The following is a 13,576-nucleotide window of genomic DNA, read 5'->3' as shown; positions in this document are numbered from 1 at the left end:
TGTCATTCTCCGCGCCGATCGGCTAGCTTTCGGCTGATCTTGCCGGGAGCCGATCCATGGAAATGCACCAGGTCCGCTATTTCCTCGCGGTGGCGCAACTCTTGAACTTCACGCGTGCCGCCGAGGAATGCAACGTGACGCAGCCTTCGCTGACGCGCGCGATCAAGCAGCTCGAGGCCGAGCTCGGCGGCGATCTGTTTCGCCGCGAACGGCCCGCGGCGCAATTGACCGAGCTCGGCCAGCGCATGCATCCGCTGCTGAAGCAGTGTTTCGAAGCGGCCACCGGCGCCCGATCGCTGGCCTCCTCGTTCCGGAGCGGCGAGATCGGCGCGCTCCGCGTCGCGCTGACGCATGCGATCGACCTGTCGCTCCTCATTCCGCATCTCAACCAGATCAAGCGGCAGTTCAACCGGCTCGAATTCCGCTTCCTGCGCGGCTCGAGTCGTGAAGTGGCCGAGTTCCTGAAGAAGGGCGAGGCCGAGCTAGGGATTGCCGCGGACATCGACGAGGCCTGGGAGCGGCTCGATGTCTGGCCGCTGTTCACCGAGAGCTTCGAGCTCGTGGTCAGCGACGGACATCGCCTGGCCGGCCGCAGCAGCATCGCACTGGACGATCTGCGCGCGGAGCAGCTGCTGAGCCGGACGTTTTGCGAGCATTCCGCCCGTATCTCGGCGAGCCTGCGCGAGCACGGCATCGCGATCGAGCAGGGTCACGAAATCTCGAACGAGCGCGATTTGATCGAGCTGGTCGAGGCCGACATCGGCGTCGCCATGCTGCCGCACACCTCGCCCGTTCCGGAGACGTTGACGCGCGCTGCGGTCGCCGGGCTGGACGCCCGTCGCACCGTCAGCCTCTACGGGGTGGCCGGCCGGCAGCGCACGGCGGTGGCCAATGCCGTTATGCGCATGTTGCGCGGTGCGGATTGGCGGGAGATTGCGGGGTAGCAGCCACGCTCGCTCCTCACTCTTTCAGGCCTCCCTGCTCGCGCCTTCCAACGCTTCAAGCAGATCATCGATCTCGATTCGCTTGCGGAAATCCGGATCGACGAAGCGGGCTTTCACGAGACCGTCGCGACCAACGACGAACACGGCCGGGATCGGCAGCATCCAGCCATCATTGCCGTGGAATTTCGCCATGTCCTGATAGGACAACAGGTGCTGGATCTCGGCACCGAGCCAGATCGCGAGATTGAGCGACAACGCATAGCCGTTGTCGAGGTCGGTCAGGATCGGAAATGGGGCACCAGCTTCCGCCTTGAGCTGCTGGGTGTATTCCTGCGTCTCCGGCATGATCGCGACTATGCGCGCACCCATGGACTCGACGCGGTCCAGCGCCTGGACCACCGCGCGGACATTGAGCCGGCAATAGGGACACCAATGGCCGCGGAAAAACATCACGGCGACCGGGCCGCTCTCCAGCAGTGAGGACAGCGCGACGAGACGCCCGCTCTCGTCCGGCAACATGAACGGCGGCATCGACTCGCCCGGACGCGGCGCGGTCTCGCCGCCGCCGTTTCCATTCAATCTGGTCACCAGATTGTCGACTGCCTCGCCATAGGCCGGGAACACGTCGCGGCTGGCGTCGGCATAGGCGCGGAGCTGCTCGTTCAGCGTGCCATCCATGTCACGGCAGCGCTGGAAGGCGTGTTTAAGCCGCTCGGCATCGGCCGGCGAGAGAGAGGTCATCTTGCGCTCCAGCGTTCAGGGGACGAATATTAGGTGCCCGATCCGGCCGCCCGCAAGGGGCGGCCGTCATGCGCACGCGATCAGTTCACGTAGAAATTGCCGGTCGGGTCCAGGCGCCCCGAGGTGGAATACAGCGATCCGTTGTCCATGAAGAAGACGGTGTTGTCGGGGACTTTCTTGGCGTTCTTCATCATGGCCTCGTGGTTCTTCTCCGCCGGGGCCATGGCCATCGCCGACATCTTGCCGGGTCCGCCATACATGTAGGCCATGCCGGCCTTGAAGTCCCATGTGGCTTCCGAGAAGGCCGATGTGGCGATGACCACGAACGCAGCCGTGGCAATCAAGGTCTTGGACAATTTCGTCATGAGATGTTCCTCCGGAGTGACGTGAACGCCCGCCAACCGGGCGCCCCACCATCGAACGCCAGTCGCTCGGGAAGCGGAAATGCCAATCCCCAATCGGTTCGATAGCGAGCGCCTATCGGGCCCGATAGCGCCGGTCTATCGCAGCGAGAGCGAAAGAGCATTTCAGAACGAGCGCCCTCTCGACGAAAGTCCCAACAGAGCCAGCGACCATTGCGGTTGCGGCCAACACAGGAGACGTCCCGATGTTCAAGCATCACACATTGTCGCGTGCGGTCTGGCCCGGCCTGGCCATCCTCGGCGTATTGACACTCTCGGCGCAGCCAGTCTCCGCCGGCGAATGCCCGGCCGACAAGATCAAGCCGAACGCGCAGCAGATGGTCGACTACAAGCCGGTCGGCGTCACCGACGTCACGCTCGGCGCCATCGACCTCGGCAAACAGCCGGCGCATATCGAAGGCCGCGAGCTGCGCTTCCGCAAGCTGACCATCGAGCCCGGCGGCATCGTGCCCTGGCACAGCCATGACGACCGCCCTGCCCTGATCTTCGTGCAGCAAGGCGAGATCGTCGAACACGTTTCCAACTGCGTCGATCCGATCGTGCACAAGGCCGGCGACATCCGCCCGGAGGTGTCCGGCACCTCGCACTGGTGGAAGAACCTCGGCAAGGAAACGGTCATTCTCTATGTCGGCGACGTCCGCAAGGACCCGCACGACCACAACATGTAACGGGTGCGCGACCCCAGCGCACGCGTGACGGAATGTGGCGCCCGCGATCCCCATGCTGCCCCGCATGCGGGCGCCACATTCATCAAGGGAGGCCTGCCATGACCGATCTTTCCGCGCCGATCAAACCGACCGCGATGACGATGGACGCGCATTCACCAGGTCTTGCGCTTCGCTCTCTCGTGATCGGCCTCACTGCCTTCCTGACGGTCGTCGATCTCTTCGCGACACAGGCGATCCTGCCCTCGCTGACGCGCCGCTACGGCGTCACGCCGGCCGCGATGAGCCTGGCCGTCAACGCCAGCACGTTCGGCATGGCTGTCGCAGGCCTCGTCGTCGGCCTTCTCAGCCCGCACATCGACAGGCGGACCGGCATCCTGCTCAGCCTGACCCTGCTCGCGATTCCGACGAGCCTGCTGGCGACTGCACCCAATCTTGCCGTCTTCACCGGCCTGCGGGTCGCGCAGGGTCTCTGCATGGCGTCCGCCTTCGCATTGACATTGGCTCATCTCGGCGAGCAATGCAGCGCAATGGATTCCGGCGGCGCCTTTGCCGCCTACATCACAGGAAACGTCGCCAGCAATCTCGTCGGCCGGCTGGTCTCGGCCGCGATCGCCGATAGCCTTGGCCTGGCATGGAATTTCTACTTCTTCGCGGCCCTCAATCTGGCCGGTGCCGCCCTGGTCTATTTCACCATTGCGCGCGTACAGCCGACGCGTGCAACGACGTCGACGGCATCGGCGTTTGCCGCGACGATCGCGCAGTGGCAGGATGCACGGCTGCGTGCCGCCTACGGCATCGGCTTCTGCATCCTGTTCGCATTCATCGGCACCTTCACATTCGTCAATTTCGTTCTGGTTCGACCACCGCTGTCGCTGGGCATGATGGACCTCGGCTTCGTTTACTTCGTCTTCCTGCCGTCGGTGGTCACCACGTTGCTGGCTGGCAAAGTGGCGTCGCGCCTCGGAACGCGTCCGACGATCTGGGGCTCGCTCGCCATCGCCGGGGTCGGCTTGCCGCTGATGTTGGTCCCGCACCTGGGCGCGGTCCTCGCCGGGATGGTTCTGGTCGGAAGCGGCACCTTTTCCGCGCAAGCGGCTGCGACAGGATTCGTCGGACAGGCTGCGGCTGTAAACCGCGGCATCGCCAGCGGCACCTATCTCGCCTGCTATTTCTGCGGTGGGCTCGTCGGCACCGCCGTCCTCGGCCGGCTGTTCGACGCGTATGGCTGGCATGCCTGCGTGGCCGGGGTGGGCCTGGCGCTCGCTGTCGCGGCCCTGCTGACGCTCGCCTTGAAGCGCTAGCGCTTGGCCGGCGCCTCCTGCGGCGGCTCGTCGTCGGCGATGGCGCGCCAGGCGGCGCCGTCGAGATCGTCGTACTGGCCGCTTCGAAGCGACCAAAGGAATGCGGCCAGACCGGCGAGACCGAGCATCAGCGCCAGCGGCACCAGGATGACCAGGATTTCCATCACACGATCTCCCGCGGGGCGCCGCGCGCACGCAGCGAATTCAGCATCACCAGGATCGACGATCCGCTCATGGCGGCAGCCGCGATCAGCGGCGTGACGGCGCCGCTGATCGCGACCGGCACCGCGAGGAAATTGTAGCCGATCGCCAGCCAGAGATTCTGCCGCATCAGGTGCAGCGCCTTGCGCGAAGCATCGATGGCGGCGACAACCGGGGCCAGCGGCCGGCCGAGGAAGACGAGATCGGCGGTCGCTTGGCTCAAATGCGCGGCCGAGATCGGCGATATCGAGACATGGGCCGCCGCCAGCGAGGGCGCATCGTTCATGCCGTCGCCGACCATCAGGACCTTCATGCCCCGCTGCTTCAGGACCTCGATCCGCGCGATCTTGTCGGCCGGGGTCACGCCGGCTCGCCATTCGGAGATGCCCAGCGCATGGGCCGCCGCGATCACCGCCGGTTCACGGTCGCCGGAGAGAATCTCGATGCCGATATTGCGCGCCTTCAGCGCCGCGATCACAGCTTGCGCATCGGGGCGGAGGCCCTGGCGCACGGAGAGGATGAATTTTTCGCTGCCCTTGCTGAAACCGACGACCGAGGCTTCGGGATCCAGATTTGTCACGTCCGAGACCAGCGTCTCGGCGCCGCAGAAAGAAGGACGACCGAGGCGAACCTCGATGCCATCGACCACAGCACGCACGCCCTGGCCGGCCTCCTCGACCGCGCCGACGATCGGCGATCTGGCGTCAGAGGCCTGCGCGACCGCGGCGGCGACTGGATGATGGCTCGACAGCGCAAGCCGTCCGGCAAGCTCGAAGATATCAGCGGGAATATCGGCCGCATTCATCACTTCGAGATCGGGCAGCGTCAGCGTGCCGGTCTTGTCGAAGACGACGTGATCGGCTTCCGCGAGACGCTCGATGGCATCGCCGGAATTCAGCAGGACACCAGCCTTGAACATCGCGCCAGAGGCCACGGTCTGTACCGTCGGAATGGCGAGCCCGAGCGCGCAGGGACAGGTGATGATCAGCACCGCGACGCCGGTCACGATGGCATCATGCCAGCCGGCGCCCGCGATGACCCAGCCGAGGATGGTGACGAGCGCGGTGGCATGCACCACCGGCGCGTAGAGTCGCGAAGCGCGGTCTGCGAGCCGCATGTAGCGCGAGCGCGCCTGCAGCGCATTGTCGAGCAGCCGCGTGATCTCGGCGAGCAGCGTCGCCTCGGAGGCCGCCGAGACCCGCACCCGCAAGGTCCCTGAGATGTTCATCGATCCCGCATAGACCGGCGTGCCCTGGCCTGCCGTGACGTAGAGCGTCTCGCCGGTGATCAGGCTCTGGTCGATCTCGGAACGACCTTCGATCACGGTGCCGTCGACCGCGCAGCGCTCGCCGGGCCGCAGCAGCACGATGTCGCCGGGATAGATCGCGGCCACCGGCACTTGGGATATCTCGTCGGGCCCGATGAATTTGGCCGCGGTCTCCGCTTTGAGCGCGGCGAGATTGCCCGCGACCGCGCGGGTCCGCCGCCGCATGTTCTGGTCGAGAAAGCGGCCGACCAGGAGGAAAGTGAGCAGCATGATCGCCGCGTCGAAATAGGCGTGCTCGGCGTGGTTGATGGTCTCGACCACGGACATGCCGAGCGCCAGCGTCACGCCGATCGAGATCGGCACGTCCATGTTGGTGGTCCTGGCCGACAGCGCGCGCCAGGCCGAGCGGAAGAACGGCTGGCCGGCATAGGCCGCCGCCGGCAGCGCGATCAGCGCCGACAGCCAGTGGAAGAAATCGCGCTGCTCCGGCAGCATGTCCGAGACGTTGCCGGACCACACCGGGATCGACAGCATCATCACGTTCATGGTGGCGAACGCGGCGACGCCGAGGCAGCGCAGCAGGAAGCGCGATTCGGCGACCTCGGTCGCCTCCGCGCTCTCGGTCTCGTAAGGATAGGCCTTGTAGCCGAGCTCTTCGAGGCGGTCGATGAAGCTGATAGGATCGAGCGTGCCCGCCTTCCATTCCAGTGCAACGCGCCGGTCGGTGAGGTTCACGCGCGCCAGCATGACGTCGGGAATCGCGGATAGCCCGCGCTCGATCTTGGCCATGCAGCCGGCGCAGTGCACGCCCTCGACCGCGAGATCGATGTGCTGGACGCCCTCGCCCGCAGTCCGGACGTAATGCGAAAAGTCCCGCGAGACGTGCATGGCAAAATCCTTCAGTTCAGGATCACGCGGTTGCGGGACATGAACACGCGCGTTCCCCGCGCCTCGCCCTCGATCACCAGGTCCCATTGGCCCGGCACGACCGATGCGACATTGCCGCGATAGAGGCCGATGCCGGCCTCCGAGAGCTCGATGGCGAGATCGGCGCGCTTGTCGGTCGGCCGCTCCAGGCGGCCGCCGAATTTCAGTCCGGCGATCGGCTGGCCGCTCGCGTCGCGCGCCTCGACCTGAAGCACGGCGCCGCCATCGGCGCGGCGCTCGACATGGGCGTTGACCTTCCATTTGCGCGCGGCCTGGTCCTGCGCCGCCGAAATTTCGCGGTCATAGGTGAGGCCCGCGGCATAGGGGCTGTCGACGTCCGTCCCTGGCAGCGTCGCGATCGCGAGCTTCATCATGGTCGCGTTGACGCCGATCACGACGCCGAAGAAGGCGACCAGCATCAGAAACACTTTTGATCCGGTCAGCGGCTTGTTTGCCATGGCGAACTCCTGATCCTAGGGCGCGACGAAATTGTCGGTGGCGCTGGCGACTTCGCCGAGGCCGATATCGGTGACGTGAAAGTGAACCGGGATGGACTTTTCCGGATTGCCCTCCACCGGAGCGGTCACGAGCAGCCGCAGCTCGCTGGTGGAGTCGCGCGGAACCACGATCATCGGCCGGTCCGGCGTCACAGAATCGATTCCGATGACATGGATTGTCGCATTGACCGGGCCGCTCGCGTCGATCGCGATGACCCGGTCGTAACCGCTCTTGTTGAGCAGCCGCACCGTGTAGGCATTGCGGATCGAGCCGTCGCTGAGCCTGACCGCGATCGGGTTGCGGTCGTGCAGCACGTTGACGTCGAGCAGGCTGCGAGTCGCCAGCGTATGGATCATGATGCCGCCGACCGCCGCGATGATCGCGCTGTAGGCGACGGTGCGGGCCCGGACGATGCGGTAGATCGGCGCCTTGCCTTCCTGGCGGCGCTGGATGTTGACGTCGTTGTCATAGCCGATCAGCCGCTTCGGCCGGCCGATTTTCGTCATCACATTGTCGCAGGCATCAATGCAGAGCCCGCACTGGATGCATTCCATCTGCGGTCCGTTGCGGATGTCGATGCCGGTCGGGCAGACCGCCACGCACTGGTAGCAATCGACGCAATCACCAACCTGCTGCCCGAGCGCGCGCAGCTCGGCCGCCTTCTTCACCGACGTACGCTTCTCGCCTCGGTCGTAGCGGTAGGTGACGTTGAGCGCCCATTCATCGGTCAGCGCCGCCTGGATGCGCGGCCACGGGCACATATAGGTGCAGACCTGCTCGCGCATGTAGCCGGCGAGCAGATAGGTCGTCGCGGTGAGAATGCCGATCCAGACATAGGCGAGCATCGGCGCCTGGAACGTGACGAGTTCCTTGACCAGCGTCGGTGCGTCGTTGAAATAGAGCACCCAGGCGCCGCCGGTCCACCACCCGATCAAGAGCCAGATCGAATGCTTGAGCACGATCTCGGAGATCCGCTCCAGCTTCATCGGGTCGGACGATTTGTCCTTCTTCATCCGCTCGCGCCGGTCACCCTCGATCAGACGCTCGACCGCATAGAACAGGTCGGTCCACACCGTCTGCGGACAGAGATAGCCGCACCAGATACGGCCGCCGACCGAGTTCATCAGGAATAGCGCCACCGCGGCGACGATCAGCAGGCCGGTGAAGTAGTAGACCTCCTGCGGCCACAGCTCGATGAAGAAGAAATAGAAGCGACTGTTGGGAAGATCGATCAGCACCGCTTGGCTGGGAGCGCCGAGTCCGCGGTTCCAGCGCACGAACGGCAGGAAGTAGTAGACGCCGAGGCAGAAGGCCATCAGGCCCCATTTGATCCGGCGGAAGGTGCCGGAGGTGCTCTGGGGATAGACTTTCTTCTGGGCCACATAGAGCGGCCCGTTGTCATCGTCTAATGGGAGCTCTTTTGGGTTCGCGGTCCTGTTCATCGCCTGCAGCTTTTCGAGAGGTGCGATAAAACCTAGACCCGACGCCGCCGCGTCAGTTGATCCAGCGCAAGCGGGGGCTTTTTTTGTTCGCCCCCGCTTGTCCCGGATTGGCTATTTTCCGCCGCCCAGCGAGTGGACGTAAACTGCCATCGCCTTGATGGTGGCGGGATCGAGCCGCCCTTCCCAGGCCGGCATCACGCCCGCGCGGCCTTGGCTGATGGTCTCGATCAGCGTCGCCTCGTCCGAACCATAGAGCCAGATCTTATCGGTCAGGTTGGGGGCACCCATCTCCGGGTTGCCCTTGCCGCCGTCGCCATGGCAGGCGACGCAATTCTCCGCGAAGATCTTCTCGCCCTTGGCCGCGTCATAGCCCTTGCGGGTCGGAAGGCCCGACAGTGCCCGGACATAGTTGGCGGCCGTGACGATCTCATCCGGCTTCAGCACGCCGTCCTTGCCGAATGCGAGCATCTGGCCTTCATGCGTCTTGGCGTGGCCGGAACGTGCGCCGAACTGGATGGTCTGCATGATCTGGTCGAGCGAACCGCCCCACAGCCAGTCGTCGTCGTTCAGATTCGGATAGCCCTTGGCACCCGCGCCGCCTGAGCCGTGACATGGCGCGCAATTGTCGCCGAACACGGTCTTGCCCTTGGCGCGCGCGAGCGCCAGCAGCGCCGGGTCCTTCTCGATGTCGGCGAGCGAGGCCGCGCCCAGCGCAACCATCTTGGCTCCGCGGATCTTCTCGAGATTGGCGAGCTCGACCGCGACATCGGCGCGTGTCGAGTAGCCGAACAGGCCCGTGGTATTGCTGGAGATCAGCGGCCAGGCCGGATACACGATCCAGTAGCCGATCGACCAGACGATGGTGAGGTAGAAGCTGATCACCCACCAGCGCGGCAGCGGCGTGTTGAGCTCCTTGATGCCGTCCCATTCATGTCCGGTCGTGGACTTGCCGGTGACGGAATCGATGTCGCTATGATGATCGGTCATGGTCTCTCACTCCTCCCGCAACGGCAGGTGTGCTGCTTCGTCGAACGCAGCCTTGTTACGGGGCCATAATGCGTAGGCGATGATCGCGAGGAAGATCGCGACGAAGACCGGCGTCCAGATCGTGGTCACGAGACCGGACGCGAGATTGTCGAGTGTCAGGATGGCTTTCATCGTGGGTGCCTTCTCAGCGAAGATTGGCTTTCTCGTTGTAGATCTTGAAATCGACCAGCGTGCCGAGCATCTGGAGATAGGCGATCAGCGCGTCCATCTCGGTCGGCGTGCCGGCCTTGCCGTCGAAGTTGCGCACCACGGCCTTGGCGTAGCGCTTGGTGAAAGCGTCGGAGCCGGCATTGTCAGGATCGGCCTGGGCCTTCATGTCGGCGCCCGCATTGGCGATCTGGTCGTCGGTGTAGGGCGTGCCGACGGTCCGCAGCGTGCGCATGTGGTCGGCGATCGTGTCCGGATCGATCTCGGTCTGGCTGAGGAACGGATAGCCTGGCATCACCGACTGCGGCACGATCGCGCGCGGATTGGCCAGATGGGTCACATGCCAGTCGTCGGAATATTTGGCGCCGACGCGGGCAAGGTCGGGACCGGTGCGCTTCGAGCCCCACTGGAACGGATGGTCGTACATGCTCTCGGCGGCCAACGAGAAATGTCCGTAGCGCTCGACCTCGTCGCGCAAGGGCCGGATCATCTGCGAATGGCAGAGATAGCAGCCCTCGCGGATGTAGACGTTGCGCCCGGCGAGCTCCAGCGGCGTATACGGCCTGATCCCGTCGACCGCCTCGATCGTGCTCTTGAGGTAGAACAGCGGGGTGATCTCGACGAGACCGCCGATCGCGATCACCAGCAGGATGCCGACGATGAGGATGATCGAGTTCTTTTCGAAGATTTGGTGGCGTGTCCAGAACGACATGGAAGACTCCTCATTCCGCCGGCTGAAGAGCGACGGGCATCTGGACTTCCTGTTCGCCGACGCGAACCGTCATCCAGAGATTATAGGCCATGATCAGCGCGCCGATCAGGAACAGCCCGCCGCCGGCGGCGCGGATGATGTAGAAGGGATGCATCGCCTCGACGGTCTCGATGAAGGAATATTCGAGGAAGCCGAGCGAGGTGTAGGCGCGCCACATCAGGCCCTGGAGGATGCCGGACACCCACATCGCCGAGATGTAGAGGACGATGCCAAGCGTCGCGATCCAGAAGTGCCAGTTGACGAGCTTGAGGCTGTAGAGGCCCTTCCGATTCCAGATCCAGGGCACGAGGCAGTAGAGCGCGCCGAAGGAGACGAAACCAACCCAGCCGAGCGCGCCGGAGTGCACGTGGCCGATGGTCCAGTCGGTGTAGTGGCTGAGCGAGTTGACCACCTTGATCGACATCATCGGGCCTTCGAAGGTCGACATGCCGTAGAAGGCGACGGAGACCACGAGCATGCGCAGCACGGGATCGGTGCGCAGCTTGTCCCAGGCGCCCGACAGCGTCATCAGGCCGTTGATCATGCCGCCCCAGGACGGCATCCACAGCATGATGGAGAAGGTCATGCCGAGCGTCTGGGTCCAGTCCGGCAGCGCCGTGTAGTGCAGATGGTGTGGGCCGGCCCAGATGTACAGGAAGATCAGCGCCCAGAAGTGGATGATCGAGAGACGGTAGGAATAGATCGGCCGCTCGGCCCGCTTCGGGATGAAGTAATACATGATGGCGAGGAAGCCGGCGGTCAGGAAGAAGCCGACCGCGTTGTGGCCGTACCACCACTGGAACATGGCATCCTGGATGCCGCCCCAGGCGATGTAGGATTTCGAGCCGAACACCGAGACCGGCAGCGCCGGGTTGTTGCCGAGATGCAAGACCGCGATCGTCACGATGAAGGCGAGATAGAACCAGTTCGCGACAAAGATGTGCGGCTCCTTGCGCTTGATGATCGTGGCAAGGAAGACCAGCAGATAGGTGACCCAGACGATGGTCAGCCACAGATCGGCATACCATTCCGGCTCGGCATATTCCTTCGACTGGGTGACGCCGAGCAGATAGCCGGTGCCGGCGATCAGGATGAAGAAGTTGTAGCCTACGACGACGAACCAGGGCGCGAGATCGCCTGCAAGGCGCACGCGGCAGCTCTTCTGGACGACGTAGAACGACGTCGCGATCAGGACGTTGCCGCCGAAGGCGAAGATCACTGCGGACGTGTGCAGCGGACGCAGGCGGCCGAAGCTGGTCCAGGGCAGATCGAAGTTCAGCGCCGGCCACGCCAGTTGCGAGGCGATGATGAGGCCGACGAGAAAGCCGGCAATGCCCCAGAACATCGCCATGACGGAGGAGAACTTGATCGGCCCCATGTTGTAGTTGGGCCGGCCGTTGATCTCCGCAGGCGGCAGCGCCGCCGGTCGGTCGAGGTAACGGTTGATGATGCAGAAGACCGCGGCCAGGCTCGCCGCCGCGCTCAGCGCGGCATGGAAGGCGAAGGGCGCATCGAGCGCCTTGGCCGAGGCAATCACGCAGAGGAAGGCGGTGACCGCGAACACGACAGCCAGGCCGCTTTCACCTGACGTCATGGACTTGGAGATGGAGGGCTGGCTCATGCGGACTCTCTCTGAAAGAACACAGGGCCAGAAACCACATTCGCCCTCGCGGGGAATTGATTGAAATCAAGCTATGTGGATTTCTGTTAATGTGAGACCGATGTAGATCGCAGAGCGATATCAGTCGCTTGGGCACCGCAGAGCATAAACGGCAGCCCACCGCCTGCGTGACATGGCGGAGTCGAGAATTGCGAATCTGCAGCCGCCTCCTCAGTCGCGTGCCGTCGCCTTGAGCGCCGCGATGACGTCCTCGCGCGCGACGATTCCGATCAGCTTCTGCGCGCCGTCGAGCACGATGATGCTCCTGATGCGGTGCTCGACCATGATCTGGAGCACGCGCGTCAGCCGCGTGTCGGGGCTGACATAGATAAAGTCGGGCGTCATGACGTCGCCGATTTTGCGGGTCATCAGGTCGTGGTAGCGCGGCAGCATCTGGCTCGGCGTGAAGGCGAAGCACTTCAGGATGTCGAACTTGGTGACGATGCCGACGACCTGTCCGTCGTCCTCGACCGGATAGGAATTGAAATCATCGCGCTCGAACATCTCGCTCAGCGCGAGCAGGTCGAGGTCGCGCCTCACTGTCCTGACGTCCTGCGTCATGTAGCTTTCGACGGTCTGTTCAAGGAATCTGTACACGGCGCGTCCTCTTTGATTGGTCTTGTATCGCTCCAGCGTCAGTGCGACAGCAGCACGCAGCGGGCAGATTGAGTGACCAGATATTGGGTGACGCCGCCGAGGATCAGTTCGCGGAAGCGCGAATGACCGTAGGCACCGGCGACGATCATGCTGGCGCCGACGTCGCCGGCAATTTTCTCCAGTTGCCCGGCGACGGTTTCGTTCCGGGCCGCTTCGGAAACGCGCGTGATCGCGGTCACGCCGTGGCGGGCAAGCCACGCCGTCACGTCGGTCGCGCCAGCGACCGCGGCAGTGCGGTCGTCGTCACCTTCGGGAATTGCGAGGACGGTGACATCCCTGGCCTTGCGCAGTAATGGCAGCGCATCGGCGAGCGCCCGCCGCGCTTCCGGCGTATCCTTCCACGCCACCAGGACGCTGCGCAGATCGAGCCAGTTGACCCCGTCAGGCACGACCAGGATCGGTCGGCCGGCTTGCATCACCAGATCCTTTGGGCTCGCGAGCGCGAAGGCGTCGGAGAAGGCCGGGCTCTGCCCGCCGGCGACGACGATGTCGGCGCAACGTGCCTGAGCGAACGTAAAGCGCGCCGGGAAATCCATGGCGCTGCGCCATTCCACATGCCCGCCGCGATTCCTGATCGCGGCGCGGAATTGCGCCTCGAGCCTGCCCAGGCGTCGCTTGACCGAGGCTTCTCCCTCATCGATCAGTCCCTGCGCTGCGGCGCCATCGCTGAAGTAGAGCGGCGGGGCGAACTGCGCCGCAGCAACGCCGATGATCGACGCCTCAAATCGTTCGGCAAGCTCGCCCGCGACCTGAAGCCGCGCCTCGTTGGGCTGATCGAGCGCCAGGCTGACCATCACGGTCGCGTATGTCATCGGAGTCTCCGGGGCAATGAGCTTTGATCCGATCGTAAGCCCACCGCCGCCGGGGCAGGATGAGATAGATCAAAACCTTGGATCACCGCGC

Annotated in this window: 15 protein-coding genes; 3 read left to right on the top strand and 12 right to left on the bottom strand. The window is 64.3% G+C overall.

The window, feature by feature from the left end; all coding sequences use genetic code 11:
- Nucleotides 1-56: 56 nt before the first annotated feature.
- Entirely contained in the window at nt 57-944 is an 888-nt protein-coding gene (locus tag ACFQX9_RS00570; protein ID WP_018457123.1) for a LysR family transcriptional regulator, read from the top strand.
- Between the two features lie 24 nt (nt 945-968).
- Here the strand turns inward: ACFQX9_RS00570 and ACFQX9_RS00565 are convergent, their stop codons facing one another.
- Together ACFQX9_RS00565 and ACFQX9_RS00560 are read right to left on the bottom strand one after the other, a co-directional pair.
- Nucleotides 969-1,685 (bottom strand): peroxiredoxin-like family protein, encoded by a 717-nt coding sequence (locus ACFQX9_RS00565; protein WP_085362251.1) that lies wholly within the window; start codon nt 1,683-1,685, stop codon nt 969-971.
- 80 nt (nt 1,686-1,765) lie between these two features.
- The gene (locus tag ACFQX9_RS00560) at nt 1,766-2,050 is read right to left on the bottom strand and encodes a hypothetical protein (protein ID WP_247394530.1); all 285 of its coding nucleotides are present in this window, start codon (nt 2,048-2,050) and stop codon (nt 1,766-1,768) included.
- A 242-nt stretch (nt 2,051-2,292) separates the two neighbouring features.
- On the opposite strand from ACFQX9_RS00560, the gene ACFQX9_RS00555 reads away from it, so the two are divergent.
- The gene (locus tag ACFQX9_RS00555; RefSeq protein ID WP_204510570.1) at nt 2,293-2,775 is read left to right on the top strand and encodes a cupin domain-containing protein; all 483 of its coding nucleotides are present in this window, start codon (nt 2,293-2,295) and stop codon (nt 2,773-2,775) included.
- A gap of 98 nt (nt 2,776-2,873) precedes the next feature.
- On the top strand, nt 2,874-4,076 hold the full coding sequence (locus ACFQX9_RS00550; protein WP_085352100.1) for an MFS transporter: 1,203 nt from the start codon (nt 2,874-2,876) through the stop codon (nt 4,074-4,076).
- On the opposite strand, the gene ccoS is transcribed toward ACFQX9_RS00550, so the two are convergent.
- The 10 genes from ccoS to ACFQX9_RS00500 form a co-directional block, all read right to left on the bottom strand.
- Entirely contained in the window at nt 4,073-4,240 is a 168-nt protein-coding gene (gene ccoS, locus ACFQX9_RS00545; protein ID WP_007594007.1) for a cbb3-type cytochrome oxidase assembly protein CcoS, read from the bottom strand. The two genes, ACFQX9_RS00550 and ccoS, sit on opposite strands and share 4 nt — an antisense overlap.
- Nucleotides 4,240-6,432 carry a cation-translocating P-type ATPase gene (locus ACFQX9_RS00540; protein ID WP_377786037.1) on the bottom strand — a complete coding sequence of 731 codons (2,193 nt, stop codon included), beginning with the start codon at nt 6,430-6,432 and terminating at the stop codon, nt 4,240-4,242. Before ACFQX9_RS00540 ends, ccoS begins: the two co-directional genes overlap by 1 nt.
- An 11-nt stretch (nt 6,433-6,443) precedes the next feature.
- A complete protein-coding gene (locus tag ACFQX9_RS00535; protein WP_377786035.1) occupies nt 6,444-6,929 on the bottom strand; it encodes a FixH family protein in 486 nt (161 codons plus the stop codon).
- 15 nt (nt 6,930-6,944) lie between these two features.
- Entirely contained in the window at nt 6,945-8,411 is a 1,467-nt protein-coding gene (gene ccoG, locus ACFQX9_RS00530; RefSeq protein ID WP_377786033.1) for a cytochrome c oxidase accessory protein CcoG, read from the bottom strand.
- A 111-nt stretch (nt 8,412-8,522) separates the two neighbouring features.
- Nucleotides 8,523-9,398 carry a cytochrome-c oxidase, cbb3-type subunit III gene (gene ccoP, locus ACFQX9_RS00525; RefSeq protein WP_018457131.1) on the bottom strand — a complete coding sequence of 292 codons (876 nt, stop codon included), beginning with the start codon at nt 9,396-9,398 and terminating at the stop codon, nt 8,523-8,525.
- A 6-nt stretch (nt 9,399-9,404) separates the two neighbouring features.
- Complete coding sequence (locus ACFQX9_RS00520; RefSeq protein WP_018457132.1) at nt 9,405-9,569, bottom strand: CcoQ/FixQ family Cbb3-type cytochrome c oxidase assembly chaperone; 165 nt, start codon at nt 9,567-9,569, stop codon at nt 9,405-9,407.
- Between the two features lie 13 nt (nt 9,570-9,582).
- Nucleotides 9,583-10,317, bottom strand: a complete 735-nt coding sequence (gene ccoO, locus ACFQX9_RS00515) for a cytochrome-c oxidase, cbb3-type subunit II (protein ID WP_085352096.1) — start codon at nt 10,315-10,317, stop codon at nt 9,583-9,585.
- A gap of 10 nt (nt 10,318-10,327) precedes the next feature.
- Complete coding sequence (ccoN, locus tag ACFQX9_RS00510) at nt 10,328-11,977, bottom strand: cytochrome-c oxidase, cbb3-type subunit I (RefSeq protein ID WP_007607681.1); 1,650 nt, start codon at nt 11,975-11,977, stop codon at nt 10,328-10,330.
- 210 nt (nt 11,978-12,187) lie between these two features.
- Nucleotides 12,188-12,613: an HPP family protein gene (locus tag ACFQX9_RS00505; RefSeq protein ID WP_085362242.1), complete on the bottom strand. Its 426-nt coding sequence runs from the start codon at nt 12,611-12,613 to the stop codon at nt 12,188-12,190.
- Nucleotides 12,614-12,651: 38 nt separating this feature from the next.
- Nucleotides 12,652-13,485, bottom strand: coding sequence for a universal stress protein (locus tag ACFQX9_RS00500; protein WP_018457135.1), 834 nt, complete (start codon nt 13,483-13,485; stop codon nt 12,652-12,654).
- Nucleotides 13,486-13,576 lie beyond the last annotated feature (91 nt).

This window comes from Bradyrhizobium sp. GCM10028915 (assembly GCF_042666195.1).
Classification (GTDB): domain Bacteria; phylum Pseudomonadota; class Alphaproteobacteria; order Rhizobiales; family Xanthobacteraceae; genus Bradyrhizobium; species Bradyrhizobium canariense_D.
This window is presented reverse-complemented; position numbering and strand designations above follow the sequence as displayed.

What these genes read in the sequence shown, in the direction of transcription:
- ACFQX9_RS00535 (WP_377786035.1), bottom strand. Translation starts at nt 6,929, where the DNA reads ATGGCAAACAAGCCGCTGACCGGATCAAAAGTGTTTCTGATGCTGGTC.
- ACFQX9_RS00555 (WP_204510570.1), top strand. Translation starts at nt 2,293, where the DNA reads ATGTTCAAGCATCACACATTGTCGCGTGCGGTCTGGCCCGGCCTGGCC.
- ACFQX9_RS00570 (WP_018457123.1), top strand. Translation starts at nt 57, where the DNA reads ATGGAAATGCACCAGGTCCGCTATTTCCTCGCGGTGGCGCAACTCTTG.
- ccoO (WP_085352096.1), bottom strand. Translation starts at nt 10,317, where the DNA reads ATGTCGTTCTGGACACGCCACCAAATCTTCGAAAAGAACTCGATCATC.
- ccoS (WP_007594007.1), bottom strand. Translation starts at nt 4,240, where the DNA reads ATGGAAATCCTGGTCATCCTGGTGCCGCTGGCGCTGATGCTCGGTCTC.
- ccoP (WP_018457131.1), bottom strand. Translation starts at nt 9,398, where the DNA reads ATGACCGATCATCATAGCGACATCGATTCCGTCACCGGCAAGTCCACG.
- ACFQX9_RS00540 (WP_377786037.1), bottom strand. Translation starts at nt 6,432, where the DNA reads ATGCACGTCTCGCGGGACTTTTCGCATTACGTCCGGACTGCGGGCGAG.
- ACFQX9_RS00560 (WP_247394530.1), bottom strand. Translation starts at nt 2,050, where the DNA reads ATGACGAAATTGTCCAAGACCTTGATTGCCACGGCTGCGTTCGTGGTC.
- ACFQX9_RS00565 (WP_085362251.1), bottom strand. Translation starts at nt 1,685, where the DNA reads ATGACCTCTCTCTCGCCGGCCGATGCCGAGCGGCTTAAACACGCCTTC.
- ccoN (WP_007607681.1), bottom strand. Translation starts at nt 11,977, where the DNA reads ATGAGCCAGCCCTCCATCTCCAAGTCCATGACGTCAGGTGAAAGCGGC.
- ACFQX9_RS00520 (WP_018457132.1), bottom strand. Translation starts at nt 9,569, where the DNA reads ATGAAAGCCATCCTGACACTCGACAATCTCGCGTCCGGTCTCGTGACC.
- ccoG (WP_377786033.1), bottom strand. Translation starts at nt 8,411, where the DNA reads ATGAACAGGACCGCGAACCCAAAAGAGCTCCCATTAGACGATGACAAC.
- ACFQX9_RS00550 (WP_085352100.1), top strand. Translation starts at nt 2,874, where the DNA reads ATGACCGATCTTTCCGCGCCGATCAAACCGACCGCGATGACGATGGAC.
- ACFQX9_RS00500 (WP_018457135.1), bottom strand. Translation starts at nt 13,485, where the DNA reads ATGACATACGCGACCGTGATGGTCAGCCTGGCGCTCGATCAGCCCAAC.